The organism is Providencia sp. PROV_01 (assembly GCF_053098325.1).
On sequence record NZ_JBRFKD010000002.1, the window covers coordinates 561341 to 577958 of the forward strand.

General features: G+C 42.8%; 12 protein-coding genes and 2 pseudogenes. 3 read left to right on the forward strand and 11 right to left on the reverse strand.

Going from position 1 to position 16618, the window contains the following annotated elements; translation table 11 throughout:
• Positions 1-10: 10 nt before the first annotated feature.
• Positions 11-616 carry an ankyrin repeat domain-containing protein gene (locus ACU696_RS03350; protein ID WP_109912352.1) on the reverse strand — a complete coding sequence of 202 codons (606 nt, stop codon included), beginning with the start codon at positions 614-616 and terminating at the stop codon, positions 11-13.
• Between the two features lie 597 nt (positions 617-1213).
• Between ACU696_RS03350 and ACU696_RS03355 the strand changes: the two genes are divergently transcribed.
• Positions 1214-2146 (forward strand): LysR substrate-binding domain-containing protein, encoded by a 933-nt coding sequence (locus ACU696_RS03355; protein ID WP_109912354.1) that lies wholly within the window; start codon positions 1214-1216, stop codon positions 2144-2146.
• A gap of 2 nt (positions 2147-2148) precedes the next feature.
• On the opposite strand, the gene ACU696_RS03360 is transcribed toward ACU696_RS03355, so the two are convergent.
• Both ACU696_RS03360 and ACU696_RS03365 read right to left on the reverse strand, forming a co-directional pair.
• Positions 2149-3006, reverse strand: coding sequence for an alpha/beta hydrolase (locus ACU696_RS03360; protein WP_042851465.1), 858 nt, complete (start codon positions 3004-3006; stop codon positions 2149-2151).
• Between the two features lie 61 nt (positions 3007-3067).
• Positions 3068-5126 (reverse strand): annotated as a pseudogene (locus ACU696_RS03365) (TonB-dependent receptor domain-containing protein).
• 847 nt (positions 5127-5973) lie between these two features.
• On the opposite strand from ACU696_RS03365, the gene emrA reads away from it, so the two are divergent.
• A complete protein-coding gene (gene emrA, locus ACU696_RS03370) occupies positions 5974-7146 on the forward strand; it encodes a multidrug efflux MFS transporter periplasmic adaptor subunit EmrA (protein WP_109912360.1) in 1173 nt (390 codons plus the stop codon).
• A gap of 16 nt (positions 7147-7162) precedes the next feature.
• Positions 7163-8686 carry a DHA2 family efflux MFS transporter permease subunit gene (locus tag ACU696_RS03375; protein ID WP_109912362.1) on the forward strand — a complete coding sequence of 508 codons (1524 nt, stop codon included), beginning with the start codon at positions 7163-7165 and terminating at the stop codon, positions 8684-8686.
• Between the two features lie 33 nt (positions 8687-8719).
• Here ACU696_RS03375 and paaY read toward each other — a convergent pair whose 3' ends face one another.
• The 8 genes and pseudogenes from paaY to paaF form a co-directional block, all read right to left on the reverse strand.
• Positions 8720-9313 (reverse strand): phenylacetic acid degradation protein PaaY, encoded by a 594-nt coding sequence (gene paaY / locus ACU696_RS03380; protein ID WP_117162923.1) that lies wholly within the window; start codon positions 9311-9313, stop codon positions 8720-8722.
• A gap of 21 nt (positions 9314-9334) precedes the next feature.
• Complete coding sequence (gene paaX, locus ACU696_RS03385) at positions 9335-10273, reverse strand: phenylacetic acid degradation operon negative regulatory protein PaaX (protein ID WP_109912363.1); 939 nt, start codon at positions 10271-10273, stop codon at positions 9335-9337.
• 150 nt (positions 10274-10423) lie between these two features.
• A pseudogene (gene paaK / locus ACU696_RS03390) lies at positions 10424-11733 on the reverse strand (phenylacetate--CoA ligase PaaK).
• A 118-nt stretch (positions 11734-11851) separates the two neighbouring features.
• Positions 11852-13054, reverse strand: coding sequence for a 3-oxoadipyl-CoA thiolase (gene pcaF, locus ACU696_RS03395; RefSeq protein ID WP_110731480.1), 1203 nt, complete (start codon positions 13052-13054; stop codon positions 11852-11854).
• Complete coding sequence (gene paaI / locus ACU696_RS03400) at positions 13051-13491, reverse strand: hydroxyphenylacetyl-CoA thioesterase PaaI (protein WP_004266152.1); 441 nt, start codon at positions 13489-13491, stop codon at positions 13051-13053. Before paaI ends, pcaF begins: the two co-directional genes overlap by 4 nt.
• Positions 13488-15038, reverse strand: coding sequence for a 3-hydroxyacyl-CoA dehydrogenase (locus ACU696_RS03405; RefSeq protein ID WP_109912370.1), 1551 nt, complete (start codon positions 15036-15038; stop codon positions 13488-13490). The genes paaI and ACU696_RS03405 overlap by 4 nt, the downstream gene beginning before the upstream one ends.
• 2 nt (positions 15039-15040) lie before the next feature.
• Entirely contained in the window at positions 15041-15835 is a 795-nt protein-coding gene (gene paaG, locus ACU696_RS03410) for a 2-(1,2-epoxy-1,2-dihydrophenyl)acetyl-CoA isomerase PaaG (protein WP_109912372.1), read from the reverse strand.
• Between the two features lie 2 nt (positions 15836-15837).
• The gene (paaF, locus tag ACU696_RS03415; protein WP_004266149.1) at positions 15838-16611 is read right to left on the reverse strand and encodes a 2,3-dehydroadipyl-CoA hydratase PaaF; all 774 of its coding nucleotides are present in this window, start codon (positions 16609-16611) and stop codon (positions 15838-15840) included.
• Between the last annotated feature and the right edge of the window lie 7 nt (positions 16612-16618).

Here is a 16618-nt window from a genome sequence, read left to right on the forward strand (position 1 = left end):
TATGATTTCGCTATGCCCCTGCTGCAATCAGTAACTCAGCAATCTCGCTGTAGCCTTTTTCATGTGCTAACTCTAATGGTTTTTTACCATATTTATCAGTCATATGAGGGTTCGCACCGTGGTCTAATAGTAATTTAACGATTTGCTGCTGTTTTTCGCCCCCATCGTTGAGCACGATAGCTTCTAATAGAGGGGTCCAACCAACAAAGTTGGTGTGATTGACATTAATATCGGTTTTTTCAAGTAGTTCGCGAACAATTTCCACGTGACCTTTTTCACTGGCTGGTGTAATTCCCACACCACCAAAACGGGTTAATAAGTCTAAATTGGGTTTTGCAGGTAAGACAATGCGTAATAAAGTGAGGTCATTATTAAGACAGCTTAATAAAAAAGGGTTAAAACAGGTTTGGTCTTGTTTATTAATATCGGCCCCTGCATTAATGAGGAAAGAGACACATTCATAATGTTTGTTTAGGCTTGCATTAACAATCGCAGTGCGGCCTTGGCGGTTAGTGATATTAATATCCACACCTTTTTCGAGACAACTTTTTAATAACTCTAATTGTCCTTGTTCAGCTGCGGTTAAAAAATCGTGAGCGAGAGTACTGGCTGTCATCATTTCCCCTTAGGTTGGTTTATTGCTATCACCAACATAGATAAAGACAATTTAAAGATTATTTATGATGGTTAGAGCATAGCAATTGTCATTAATAAAAAGAATCCATTTAAATTTAATTCATCAATGGGGCATTTGATTATTGAATTTAATTCAATAATCTGGCTTTTTTGTGCGTGCGAGCATTCTTTTTTAGCGTTTTTTGATGATTTATGGCTATTTTGTGGTCCAAATTGTGTGATTTTTTTTGTTAATTAAAATCGAAAATCATGATTTACTCAGTTCTGTGATAGACATCAAATTGGAAGTTTTTAATTTGTTAAATTTGTAATTTTATTGATCGTATCTGTATCGAATGTTAATACTTGGTTTGCCTATTTAATTCAATAATATTAGGTATTTCGAATATTAATAGTGACTTTAAAGGTAGGGTTTTTACTTGGGGAAAATGCATATCAAATTTAATCTATTCCAGTTGTTAATAATTCTGTTAAGCTATAAAAATATGCTCGAAAAATAATCTGATTTTTACGTTATTGAATTTTATTCACATAAAAACATGATTTGTCTAAATTTTAAACATTTTTGGCGGTGGGTATGAACTCAATTTTTACGGAAGAAAACTTACTGACTTACACAACAGCAGCGAAGTTTGCGAGTTTTAGTAAAGCAGCGGAAGAGTTAGGCGTGACCACCTCTGCGGTGAGTTATACCATCAAACGTATTGAAACCTATTTAGATGTCGCGTTATTTATTCGTAATACCCGTAATATTGAACTCACAGAAGCAGGGTATTATTTTTATCGTAAAGCAACCGACTTGCTCAATAATTTCCATTCCATTCAAAAAAGTATTTATTCTATTGAGCAGGGGATTGAAGCGCGGGTACGTATTTGTATTAATCAGTTATTATATACGCCGTATCATACCGCTAAGTTATTACAAATATTAAAAAAACAGTTTGCTACCTGCCACATCACTGTGACAACCGAGGTGTATAATGGGGTTTGGGATGCCATTATTAATAACCATGCAGATATTGCGATTGGTGCTCCGGGTACGTTGATGGATGGCGGTGGAATTGACTACACTGAAATCGGTGCGATTCACTGGCAATTTGCTATCGCAGCAACTCACCCATTGGCACTGATGCCAGAGCCCATCGCTGAGAGCCAGCTACGCCTTTATCCCAATATTATGGTGGAAGATACCGCGCATACCATTAATAAGCGGGTGGGTTGGTTGTTACATGGGCAAGAAGCAATTCAAGTGCCTGATTTTAATACTAAATGCCAGTGTCAGATATTAGGTGAAGGGATTGGGTTTTTACCCGATTATATGATCAAAGACCATGTTAAACATGGTTTGTTGGTAACAAAACAAATTCAGAACCCACGACAAGATTCCCATATGCTATTAGCCACACAACATTCAGCTACTGGGCTTGTGACGCAGTGGATCCGTAAAGAATTTGGCGAAAAGGGGGTTCTAGCAGAGCTCTACAGCGATCTCCTAAAACCCATCAATTAGTCTTATTGGCTAGCGACATCAAGGGCTTTATCGATAGCATCGGGGATCACTGAACCGTGGTTTTTGCCGTCGAATAACCTAAATTCACAGTGCCTTTGGTGGTTTGCAATCTCAGTGCAAACTTGGCGTGTGCTAATCCAACTTTTGCGCGCTTGGTAATTTTGCACTTGTTCAGCGCTCAGTTTGGATAAATCAGGGCTCTCTTCTAAACCGCCTAAAGTCACAAATAGGGGGGAAGCCGCTTGTTTCGCTGTCAGTTTCGCTAAATCTACCATACTTCCTTTACCCCACCATAATGACGGGCTGGCAGAAACATAAAACTGAAAATCATCCGGTTGTTGTTGGTACGCCATCAAGGTAAATAATCCACCAAATGAATGGCCAAATAGGGTTTGTTTGCTTTTATCAATAGGAAACTGTTTTTCTGCCCATGGGCGAATAGTGTCAGTTAAAAATTGGTATAGCGCAGGGGAACCGCCCCCTTGTTTAAATTCGTCACCCGCAACAGGGGGAGTATAGTCGTAGGTTCGCCATGCTTTTGGAAAGGCTTCGTCAATGGGGTAACCAATCCCAATAATAATCGGTAGTTTATCCGCTGGCAGCTTTTCAACTGCGCGATTAACCGCTTTGGGGTATAAACCATTACCATCAAGCATATACAGGATAGGGCGTTGTGCGGTGACATTATAGGGCACTGCACTGTAAATGCGCAGCGCACGGTCACCGTAAGTCATATCCGTTTGTTGGATATCATAAAATTGGCTGACTTGCTCGTCCATACTCGGGATAGTCTGGCTTGGGCGGGAAAATGCGGAACTGGTCATACACAGCAATATGCCACTTAATATGATTTTATTCATTTATTGAGTCTATTTAAGGGTTTTGAGGGTATACCTGAAACAGGCACACCCTCAGAGTTAATTAGAAGCTAACGTTAACGTTCGCCCAATAACGGCGTCCGTCTTCAACATCCCAGTTTCCATCAACTTTATCAATTTTAGGTCCTTTTTCATTACCAATATTTAGCACTGCAAAGTTCAGTTTGGTGTTTTTAAATAATTGGTAGGTTGCACCCACATCCATGGTGGTATAGCCACTACGATAGCGAGGTACTTTTGAGCCATTACGTTGTGCTGCCCACACCTGTTTTCCTTCATAATGCGCACGTGTGTATAAGGTTAGGTCTTCATTGAAGTTCCAATCCAATTTCGCATTAGCGATATGTTTTGGTGTTTTATCCAATGGATAGCCTTTTAAGGAAAGACCATTGCCTAATTTCTCATCATCACTTTTACGTTCTGAATCGGTGTATGTGTAATTTAGGTTGAGGTTCCAATCCTGTGCGATAGGAATGCCCGTTGCAACTTCAACACCTTTGATGTTCGCTTTACCCACATTGTCGTAGGTATATAACGTGAGATTAGGGTGGTTAGGATCGGCTTGATTAAGTGAGTAGCTAGTTAGCTTGTTTTTGAAGTCGGTATTAAAGAAGGTTAAGCTCGCATTAAAGCCAGATTCATGGTTATAGGCAATACTGATTTCTTCACTAACACTTTTTTCCGGTTTGAGGTCTGGATTACCGTAGATAATCCCGTTACCACCTTGGGTAGAGGTGCCATAGCCTTTACTGATTTCACGTAATGTAGGTGCGCGGAAAGCTGAAGAAACGCCCCCTTTAATGGTGATTTCATCGGTTAGGTAGTAAACAGCATAACCCCTTGGGTTCCAATGGTTACCATAGGTTTCGTGGTGATCTAAACGTAGGCCACCCGTTAAGATCAGATCATCTGTTGCGGTAAACTCATTTTCCACAAACAGTGCTGATTGATCGACTGACATACTGGTTTTTTCCATTACGCCTTTTGAAACCAAAGAGCTGTCTTTCAATTTAGAGTACTGGTATTGCCCACCAACGGTTAGGATATTGTCCGGCAGGAAAGCCACCACTTTGCCATCAACAACGGTGTTGGTGATTTCTGGTACGCGAGCCTCATAGCCGCCTTCCCAATGGCCTGTAGTTTGATTACGGTCTTGGGATTTTATTTTACGTTTGGTTTTTTCTTGGTAAACACTTAGCTCAGTATTAAAAGAATCCCACTCACCTTTATAAGTCAGAGCTGCATGGTTACGGTCGTTATGCCACTCTTCTTTAGAGTTATATTGCTTGTCTCCACCACGAATTTCATATTCAGCACCAGATTTACCTGGTGTCGATGTTTTCTCTTGAGTACTACGACCTGCTTCTAGTAAGAAGGTTTGGTTCTCTTGTGGTGTAAAGGTTAATTTAGCTGTTAAGCTGCGGTTATCACGCTGATGATGACCTTCTAAGATTTTATCTTCCTGACGGTAGTTACCACCACCATACAATTGCAGACCAAGTTTATCTTGAATTAATGGGCCAGACAGATAGAAGTTACCGTCAGTCGAGTTACCGCTATCACTGTTTTCTTGGATAATAGCCCCAGTGGTGACGCTGCCATGCCATTCATTAGTCACTTTTTTAGTGATGATATTGATAACACCACCCATTGCATCGGAACCATACAGGGAGGACATAGGTCCACGGATCACTTCGATGCGTTCAATCGCTTCGACAGGTGGCATAAAGCCTGCTTCAAAGCCACCGCTCCCATTAGGACGTGATTCACGGCTGTTTTGACGGCGCCCATCGACCAATATCAGCGTGTATTCGCCGGGTAAGCCACGGATATTAATATCTTGTTTGTTTGCAGCACCAACGACACTTACCCCTTCCACGTCTTTAACGGCGTCGGCGAGGTCACGGACAGGTTTATTTTGTAATTGGTCTGCACTGATCACGGTCACGCTAGCAGGCAGGAGCATCACGCAGTTGTTGCGAGAAGCCTGATGCACTGACGACCATGGTATCTGTTTTATTGTCTGCTGCTGTAGCGCTAAATGAAGATAAAGCCGCACAAACACCGGCGGCAATCAGGGTGTAGTGATATTGCGAAGTCATAGTTATCCCTAGTAAATATAAATGAGAATGATAATTATATTGTTTGCGAATATTATCACTAAAACATATCAAAAATAAATAATGAGCTAGCTAATTTATGAGCAATATTTGATCTCAGCTAAGAATTTTCACCTACGGTGTTTTCCCCTTTTACGATTTTTGTCAAGCTTAACGAAAAATTAAGGTTTAACTCTGGTTTATGGTGTTTGGTTGTGCGTGAATTTACTCTAGCGCTAGCATCTACTAGGGAAATTTGAGTTATATGAAACATACATTCAAAATTAGCCTGTATCCTTGGGGATAACCTCGTTAACCTAATGAATAATATTAAGTACTGGTAAAGAGATAAAAGCTGCCCGAAAGGCCAGCAATTACCAACGTACTTCGTTACTCTATTAAGCACCGTATTGAGTTTATTAATGTTGTATTGATGAGGACAAAAATGAAAATCGAGACAATCAGTGGTATTAAAAAGCAAGCGGCAGCCCGCGATAAAAAATGAAAACTCCAAGTTAAGAAATCATAAATATGGTCTAATAAATAGAAATATTCAATCAAAAAAAGAATATCAATAATTGAGTGACGGAATTTTTATCATAATAAATATCATTTGAACTGTTTCATTAATTTTTATCGTTAATCTAATTAAGAATGAATTTCATTGTTTTGATAATAAACATTAATCTAATGTTGAACTCTGATTCCCTTTAATTATTTGTTTTATATCAATGAATTAATTTTTTTGTTGGAATTAATTTAATTGTAAATTATTAACTATTGCTTTATTACATATACTTCGTAAATATAGAGGGAGAATTAATATTGATTTCAGACCTTGAGAGTTATTATGAGTCAAGAAACCCATTCAGAAACACATAATCAAAAAACGACTAATGAAAAACGTAGAACAATATGGATAGTGATAGCCACAATAATTATCATTCTATTATTTGTCGCCTACGGTGTTTATTGGTTTTTAGTTTTACGCTTTCAAGAATATACCGATGATGCTTATGTATCTGGCTTACAGATCCCGATAATTGCGCAAACAACAGGTAATGTCACTCAAGTTAACTTTGAAAATACTGACTTGGTAAAGGCGGGGGATGTACTGGTTGTATTGGATAAAACGAATGCGCAATTGGCATTTGAACAAGCCAAACATGATTTAGCGACCACCGTACGCAAAACCAAAGAACTGTATATCAATGGTGATGAGTATCAAGCGCAAATTCAAAAAAATCGTGTGACACTTGCGCAAGCGCAAAAAGATTATCAACGTCGTGTAGCTTTAGGCCGCAGTGGTACCATTTCGAAGGAAGACCTGCAGCACGCCCAAGAAGCTGTGCAACTTGCGCAGGCGGCTCTGGATATTTCTATTCAACAATATAATGCCAACCGCGCATTGTTGCGTAATACGGAGCTCAAAAAACAACCTGCGATTCAGCAAGCCGCTGATAGTGTACGCAGTGCGTGGATAAACTTACAACGTACTGAAATTAAAAGCCCAATGACGGGATATGTTTCACGGCGTAATGTTCAAGTTGGCTCTCAAGTCAGTCCGCAAAGTTCTTTAATGGCGATTGTGCCTGTTCAGCCTGTTTGGGTTGATGCGAACTTCAAAGAAACTCAATTAGAAAAAGTCCGTATTGGGCAACCCGTGACCATCAACAGTGATTTTTACGGGGCAGATATTGTTTATAACGGTACCGTGGTTGGGCTTGATATGGGAACCGGTAGTGCTTTCTCATTATTGCCCGCCCAAAATGCGACAGGGAACTGGATTAAAGTCGTACAGCGTTTGCCTGTACGTGTTGAATTAGACCCAGAGCAGGTGGCAAAACACCCGTTACGCATTGGGTTATCTATGAATGTCACCATCGATATTAAAGATCAAAATGGCCCTGTTTTAGCGGAAGTACAGCGTACAGTACCTGCATTTGAAAGTGATGTGTTGGTCTTAAACTTAAGTGATGTCGACCACATCATCGACACTATTATCAGCGATAACGCAGACTAGCTTGAAAGGAGCCGTTGTGGCAGATATTCAACCACTTAAGGGTGCAAAACTGGTATGGGCAACCATTGCGTTGTCCCTTGCGACCTTCATGCAGGTGCTTGATTCCACGATTGCTAACGTGGCTATCCCGACGATTGCAGGTGACCTTGGGGTTTCTATGTCTCAAGGGACATGGGTAATTACCTCGTTTGGCGTATCGAATGCAATTTCTATCGCTATTTCAGGTTACTTGGCGAAGCGCTTTGGTGAAATTCGTGTTTTCTTATGGGCAACGGCGCTTTTCACCTTATTTTCATTACTTTGTGGCTTTTCCGATAGCCTTGGTATGCTAATTTTATACCGCGTATTGCAAGGTGCCGTTGCAGGGCCGGTGATCCCACTTTCTCAAAGCCTTATCATGCGCTGCTATCCGCCAAAAATGCAAAATATGGCGTTAGCATTTTGGTCTATGACCATTATTTTAGCCCCTGTATTCGGTCCTATTTTTGGTGGTTATATTAGTGATAATTTCCATTGGGGCTGGATATTCTTTATGAATGTGCCTTTGGGAATTTTTGTCATTATAGTTGGCTCTATTATCTTCAAAGGGATGGAGTCGAAGGTCGTGAAAGTGCCATTCAATGTGATTGGCTTGGCGCTGCTTTCTGTGGGAGTGGGTTGCTTACAAGTTTTGCTCGACAAAGGTAAGGAACTGGGATGGTTGGCATCTAATGAAATTGTCATCTTAGCCGTTGTTTCAGCTATTGCGTTGGTATTCCTCGTTATTTGGGAACTCACAGATAAAAACCCAATTGTCGAATTATCGTTATTTAAATCGCGCAATTTTACCATCGGAACGATTTCTGTCAGTTTAGCGTATATGGCCTATTTCGGCGCTATTGTCTTGTTGCCGCAACTTTTACAGGAAGTTTATGGCTATACGGCAACATGGGCTGGGCTCGCATTGGCGCCTATAGGCTTATTGCCTGTGTTGTTTTCGGCTCCAGTAGCAAAATTATCCGATTTTCTTGATATCCGCTGGATAGTGACCTTTAGCTTTGTATTTTATGCGATTTGTTTCTTCTGGCGTGCATATACTTTTGAACCGAGCATGGGCTTTTCTGCTGTTGTTTGGCCGCAATTGGTGCAAGGAATGGCAGTAGCTTGCTTCTTTATGCCACTGACCACATTAACCCTTTCAGGTTTACCGCCTGAAAAACTCGCTTCGGCATCGAGTTTGGCTAACTTTTTCCGTACCTTAGCGGGTTCAATAGGGACTTCTATTACCACAACGCTGTGGAGTGATAGAGAAGCCGTTCACCATAGTCAATTAACGGAATTTATTACCGATTATAACCCTGAATCCTTAGGGATGTATAAAGAAATGGCAGCCCATGGATTGAGTACCGAACAGACTTCTGGTTTTATTGCTCAGCAAATTACGAGCCAAGGATTAATTATTGCTGCAAATGAAATTTTCTGGTTATGCGGTTGGGTATTTATTGCGCTGATTATTACTGTTTGGTTTGCTAAACCGCCATTTGGTAGCAAAGCGAAATAATGGATGGGGCTAAGTATTTTAGCCCCATCTAGCTTATAGCTGGGATTTAGGAATAATATTCTCAAAACTCAAGACAGGCCGGTTCGTTTCGACTTCTTTGAGGGGCTCGACTTCTTTAAAGGTGTTTAAGCAGCGCGTGACTAAGTCTTGATAATCTTTGGTTCCGCTGGTTTTCCATGCAATTTCCTTTTCTGATAAGGTGCGAAGGACTTTTGCAGGTGTACCCACGATAAGACTATTATCGGCGAAAATTGCCTCGGCTTTGATGAAGGCACAAGCACCGACGATAGAGTTCTCGCCAATAACGGCCCCGTCCATAATCACACTGTTCATTCCGACTAAGGCATTACGCTTGATATGGCAACCATGCAAAATCGCCCCATGGCCGATGTGCCCATCTTCTTCCACGATGGTTTCATACTGAGGAAAACCATGCATCACACAGTTATCTTGCACATTGGCGCCATCTTTAATGATTAAGCGACCAAAGTCCCCACGTAAGCTGGCGTTTGGGCCAATGTAAACATTTTTGCCAATAATAACATCACCAATCACCACAGCAGTAGGGTGCACAAAACTTTCAGGACTGACGACGGGCGTAATACCATCGATTTGATAAAAGGGCATACAGGCTCCTGTAATGTGTATTTAGGCGGCTATATCTCTGAGCACTCCACCAAAGCGGCGATAATAAGCGCTGGATGGTTGAGGAAGCTCCCCGACAGTGGTTTCGCACTGTTCAGAAACATATTGGGTTGCCGCTTGATCAATGCGTTGATAAATGTTGGTACAAAGATGGCGTGCAATATGGCCTTCCCATTGTGCAGGAAGGAGTTCATCTGGTAATAACGGGTCTTTAAGCGTGACACGGCGGTAGAAATGGATCAGCAGTAAACGTAGCTGAAAGCAGTGTTCAGGGGAAATCTGTGTGTCAGTATTTTCTTTAAGGAGTAATGCAAGTGGCCTAAATAAGGAAATAAACTGATGATAATGTTCTGAAATATCTTGCAAAGACCAAGCATGAGAAACCAGTTCTTTGAGATTTTTTTCTGAGCGGCTATAGGGGTAATCCGCGTGAAAATAGATGGCATTTTCAGTGGCATTGAGTTCATTGAGTAGTGTCGGTACATCACTTTGGGCACAACTGGGTGCTGCCATGAGTGACGTATTAAATTGCCCGAAACCGAGCCAACTCAGTTCCTTTTTTAATCTGATCTTTTCGTCTTTATCCGCCGTTTCAAGGAGGAGTAAATCCCATTTTCCATCCCAATCAGGCTGCCCGGCTAGATAAATTTTATTTTCTGCACGGCGAAAGCGACTTTGCCCGCGCTCAGAAATACGGTAATAGCTGCGACGGCCAATTTTTTCGACATCAAGCCAACCTTCTTTTTGTAAGCGAAAAACGGAAGTTCGGACAAAGCGGTCAGTAAAGCCCATGGGTTCTAACAGCTTAGTCAAGCTTCCTAACCACACTTCACCACCACGATGATGCAAAGCATCACCATAGAGTGAGCTAATTAGAGACGTCCCACTAATGGGTTGGCTTGCTATTGCATGTTGTATGAATTGGTTAAGTTTATTTTCCATTTATATTTTATCTATAAAATTTATGTATCAGAAGGCTTACTAAATAGTAGACATAAATTTAAAGGTTGTCTTCCATTACCTGTTTTAACACTTTCTCAGAGATTAAGGCATATCAGAGTAGTTCATTCCAATATGCCTTAATAATTTGAATTAAATCGCAATTCTAGTATCAATTACCCGTTCAGCTTTGCCTTGAGAGCGTGGAATATCACCGCAATTTACAATACTAATACGGGTGCTAATACCTACCATCGATTTGATTCGATGCTTTAAATGGTGGCAGATATTACAGCGTTCATCATAAGTGAGCTGTTCAGGGTGTTTGAGCTCAACACGAACAGATAAGTTGTCCATATTGCCTTGGCGACCAATTTCTAATTGGTAATGAGGGGAAAGCTCCTTAAATTGCATGATTTGTTCTTCAATTTGAGAAGGAAACACATTCACGCCACGAATGATCATCATGTCATCGGAACGTCCGGTAATTTTACCAATTCGACGCATGTTACGATTGACCCCCTGCATCAGGTGGGTAAGGTCACGTGTTCGGTAACGAATAACAGGCATGGCTTCTTTTGTCAGGGTAGTAAACACTAACTCACCATGCTCACCCGCCCCTAATGGTTTTAAGGTATTGGGGGAAATAATTTCTGGATAAAAATGGTCTTCCCAGATAGTGGGGCCACTCTCTCCTGAGTCTGCGCACTCCATAGCAACGCCAGGCCCCATCACTTCAGATAAACCGTAAATGTCTAATGCTTTGATACCAAGACGGGTTTCAATTTCTGTTCTGAGGGATTCAGTCCAAGGTTCAGCACCAAAGACACCTAATCTAAGTGAGCACTTACTAGCATCTCCACCCATGATTTTTCAAGCTCATCAATAATACTCAAGCAGTAAGAGGGCGTTACCATTATCACATCGGGTTTGAAATCAGCGATCAGTTGTGCTTGTTTTTCAGTTTGCCCACCTGACATAGGAATGACTGCGGCTCCTAGGCGTTCTGCGCCATAGTGAGCCCCTAGCCCTCCGGTGAATAAACCATAGCCGTAAGCAACGTGGACTTTATCACCTCGGACAGTGCCAGCAGAACGTAAACTACGCGCAATCAGGTCAGCCCAGTTATCGATATCTCGCTGGGTGTAACCGACCACAGTTGGGCGCCCAGTCGTTCCTGAAGAGGCATGAATACGGATGATTTGGTCCATTGGCACAGCAAAGGTGCTAAATGGGTAGTTTTCACGTAAATCCTGTTTGGTCGTGTAAGGAAATTTTTCGATATCGCTGAGTTGTTTGAAATCGTCAGGGTGAACCCCTGCATCATCGAATTTCTTGCGATACATCGGGACATTTTCATAGGCGTGAGTGAGTGTCCACTTCATTCGAGAGTACTGTAAAGACTCGATCTCATCTCGCGATGCAAATTCAATTGGGTCGATGCTATCTTGTATATTGCTCATAATTGCCTGTCCTCATAATTATTATGGTTACCAGTTCACGCTAATGCATGACGTTTCTGGTATTTGCCTGAGCAGGTGTCGGGTTTTCAGGCTGTTTTTATTTGTATTAAGACGTTGTTCAGACTCGTTCAATAATCATTGCGATCCCTTGGCCAACCCCGATACACATGGTGCATAATGCATAACGACCTTGTCTGCGGTGTAGTTCATTGATAGCGGCAATAACAAGCCTTGCTCCACTCATTCCAAGTGGATGGCCTAGTGAAATTGCCCCTCCGTTTGGGTTAACGTGTGAGGCATCATCAGGTAAACCAAGCCCCCTTAAAACGGCGAGTGCTTGCGCGGCAAAGGCTTCGTTTAGTTCAATAACATCCATTTGTTCGATGGTGAGCCCTGCCATTTTTAATACTTTTTGCGAGGCAGGGAGTGGACCGATCCCCATCAATCTTGGCTCAACGCCACAAGTGGCTGTAGCGATGATACGAGCCCGCGGTGTTAACCCTTGTTGTTTGGCGATAGTGTCGGATGCGATAATCAGTGCGGCGGCTCCGTCATTAACACCGGAAGCATTACCAGCCGTTACAGTCCCGTTATCGCGAAATGGGGTTTTTAGTTTTTGTAATTGTTCAAATGTCGTTTCTGCTCTTGGATGCTCGTCTTCACTGACGACGTATTCATTTTTACGTTGTTTAACCGTTACAGGGATGATTTCTTGCGCAAAAATACCGTTAACTTTGGCAGTTTCAGTGCGTTGTTGGCTACGTAATGCAAAAGCATCTTGGTCTTCACGGCTAATTTGGTAAGTTTCTGCCACATTTTCCGCAGTTTCTGGCATCGAATCTGTGGAAAACTGTTGTTCCATCAACGGGTTGATAAAGCGCCAGCCAATAGTGGTATCAAATACTTGCGCTTGACGAGAGAATGCAGATTCTGGTTTACCCATCACAAACGGCGCTCGGCTCATGGATTCGACGCCTCCGGCAATCATGAGCCCAGACTCACCAGCTTTGATACTTCTTGCCGCTAATGCTATAGCGTCTAGCCCAGAACCACATAGGCGGTTAATGGTGGTACCAGAAACAGAAACAGGTAGCCCAGATAACAGCCCCGCCATACGTGCTACATTACGGTTGTCTTCTCCTGCTTGATTTGCGCAACCTAAAATGATGTCGTCAGTTAATGACCAATCAAGTTGCGGGTGCCTTTCCATTAAGGCTTTTAATGGAACAGTGGCAAGGTCATCAGGGCGTAATGATGATAAAGCACCACCGTAGCGGCCAATGGGAGTGCGGACACCATCACAAATAAACGCATCTATCATGATTGTTCTCCTGTTAAACGATGGCCTAACCGATGAGAACGACCGTGGAACAGCGCAAGCGTTTTACCATCTTGGTTAGTTATCTCGACTTCATATAAACCGTTACGTTTACCTTGGTGTTTCATCGTGGCGGTCGCGGTAAGCAGGTCACCTTCAAAACCGGGACGAATAAAATCAATGGAGCACATGGAAGCAACGGCAGCATGCCCTTGGCTATTACAGGCGTAGGCAAACGCGGTGTCGGCAAGGCTAAATAATTGCCCTCCGTGGCAGGTTTTATGGCCATTAAGCATCTGTGCTGTGATCGGCATTTTCAATTGCGCAAAACCTTCCTCGACTTTTTCAATGGACATACCCATCGCTTTTGCGCATGCATCATCACGGTACATAATGTGAGCTGATTGCTGAGCCAGCGTAATGTTTGGCAATGAAATCATGGTAGCTCCTTGAAAGTTAAAGATTGATAACCTGCGGCTAATTGCCTTAAAAGTGGGTTTGGCCGATAACGACTGTCTCCATAAAACTGAGTCAAATTTTCAAGTACTGACAGCACACGTTGCCAGCCTAGCTGCCTACCCCAAGCGAGTGGGCCTTTAGGGTAATTCACGCCAAAACACATGGCATTATCGGTATCTAATGCCGTTGCAATTCCTTTATTGACGATATCTAACGCTTCATTGCATAGCATCGCGACTGTCCTCATGGTTAACAGCGCTGGGTAGTCTGGTAATACAATTACGTGTTTACCTAATGATTGAAAAAACGCGATAGCTTGCTGGTTTTGTTGCGCATTATTTTGCGATGCACAGCTTAACGTGATGGTTGTTGCGGTAAGGTAATTTACCGATAAGTCAAAATGCACGACGGCTTGTTTTTGTGTTTGCGCATGTGACGATGCCAATTCACCATTTGTTAACATAATAATAACGCCATTAACAATAAGTGTCGGGGATTGATCAGAATGTTGTGTTAATCCTTCGAGAGAGATCCCATTTTCAGTTAAAAGCCGCGCGAACTCAGGAAATATCTGCCAGTTGCCATGCGCTTTTATATTTTGGGGCTGCTCAAGGTGAATTTTTTCTGCAATTGAAGGTAAAGGTTGAGGTTTATTATCATCATAATGATAAAACCCTTGCTTCGATTTACGGCCTAAATGGCCTGCTTGGACTAATTCCAATTGCATTAATGAGGTTTGAAAGCGTGGGTCATAACCGAAGGCCTGAAATACTGATTCAGTTACCGCATAGTTTACATCATGGCCAATTAAATCAGTTAGTTGTAGTGGGCCCATGGCAAAACCCCCAGCGTCACGTATTGCGCTGTCTAATGTGGCAGGAGACGCAATTTGTTCTTCAAGGGCACGCATTGTTTCGGCGTAGAAAGGCCGAGCCACTCGGTTGACAATAAAACCGGGGGTGGAACGGCAAATTACGGGGATTTTTCCAAATGATAAAGTCAGGGCTTTTAACTGTTCAATGACGGTGTTAGATGTTTCTAGCCCTCGAACGATTTCAACTAATTTCATCACGGGGGCGGGGTTAAAAAAGTGCAGGCCTGCAAGACGCTCGGGGTGTGTTAGCTGCCGCCCAATGGCGGTAATCGATAATGAAGATGTATTACTGGCAAATAGCGTATTTTTGCTGCAAATCGCTTCTAATTCACTAAAAATTGCCTGTTTTATTTCCAGATTTTCAGCAACGGCTTCAATGACTAATTGTGCATCCGACAGTGCCGAGAGGCTTTTTACCACTGCGATTTTTGCGATAATCGCCTCCGTGACCTCTAGTTTTGCTTTCCCTTGCTCAACACGTTTGCGTAAACGTTGGGTCATCGTTGATAAACTACGGCTTAACACATCTTGGTTCACATCAAACAGTAAGACGGATAACCCCGCTGTTGCTGCCACTTGTGCAATGCCAATCCCCATGGTTCCAGCGCCAATTACCGCGATGGTGTTGATAGTATGATTCAAAGGTAATGTCATGGTTAGCATCCTTTGAACTGGGGTTCACGTTTATTTAAAAAAGCATTGACCCCTTCGCGATAATCCTCACTTCGACCGCCAAGGCGTTGTAAGTCACGCTCAAGGTTGAGTTGCTCATCGAGAGTATTGGTTGCCGCGGCATAAATGGCCTTTTTGATAAGCCCTAAACCATAAGTCGGTTGGGTTGCAAGGTGTTGTGCGAGCTGTTGAGTGGTATTAATGAGTTCTTCATTTTCAGTGACCTGCCAAATCATTCCCCACTGTAATGCTTGCTCCGCACTTATTTTATCGCCTAATAATGCCATCCCCATTGCCCGTGCATGGCCTGCTAATTGAGGTAAAAACCAGCTTCCTCCTGAGTCAGGAACCAAGCCAAGGCGGCAAAAAGATTGAATAAAACTGGCATTTTTTGCGGCAATGACAATATCGCCTGCGAGTGCAATGGCGGCGCCTGCACCTGCGGCCACACCATTGACCGCGCAAATAATCGGTTTCGGTAATGTGGTTAGGCGGCGGATCAAGGGGTTATAGTAAGTTTCAACGGAGAACCCGAGATCAGGAGCGTCACTGCCCACGCTCACATTGCGATCATTTAGATCTTGTCCGGCACAAAATCCACGGCCTGCACCGGTGATCACTAAACAGCGTACGGTTTCATCGCGTTCCGCTATTTTGATAGCCTCACTGAGTTGGCGATGCATCTCATCATTAAAGCTATTCAGCCTATCAGGGCGGTTGAGAGTGATGGTGAGAACCCCATTTTCTAACGTAGTGAGGATCATTGCTTCATTATTCATGATTATTGTCCTGTAAATTGAGGTTTTCGTTTTTCGAAGAATGCCTCGATCCCTTCACGTCGATCGTTGGTACCCGCTAAAGTCACAAAATATTGGCGCTCAAGCTGTAACCCCTCGGTAAGATGGTTTTCTTGAGAATGCACCAGTGATGCTTTTGCGGCTTGTACGGCTAAAGGCGCATGCATTGCGATGCGCTCTGCCAGCTTTTGGGCGCGTTCAAGCACCAATTCATCCACACAAATTTCACTGATTAACCCTGCTTGCAACGCATGTTTAGCACTGATTGGTTCACCCGTTAGTACCATTTGCATGGCGAGGGATTTGCCCACGGCACGAATTAAACGCTGCGTCCCCCCGGCTCCGGGCATTAAACCCAGAGTAATTTCGGGTAAACCGAAACGAGCTGATTCACCAGCAATAATGATGTCGCTGGCGAGTAATAATTCAAAACCTGCACCCAGTGCATAACCATTCGCAGCACTAATAATGGGTTTTGATATCGCGGATAACCTGCGCCAAACTTGGGGGCGTTTATCGGTGATCGTATTAGCAACAGTTTGTTGCTGTAGTTCTTTAAGATCGGCTCCTGCAGCGAAAAAACGCGGATTTCCGGTGATCACGATCGCACCAATCTCATCATTGATTTGTGCTTGCTCGAGGTGCTGAACCAGCAATTCTAAACAGGCGGTGCTCAGGGCATTACGTACTTCTGGGCGGTTTAACGTCAGAGTCAAAACCCGGTTATGTTGTTGTGATAAAATCCAATGGTTTTCCATTACAGTT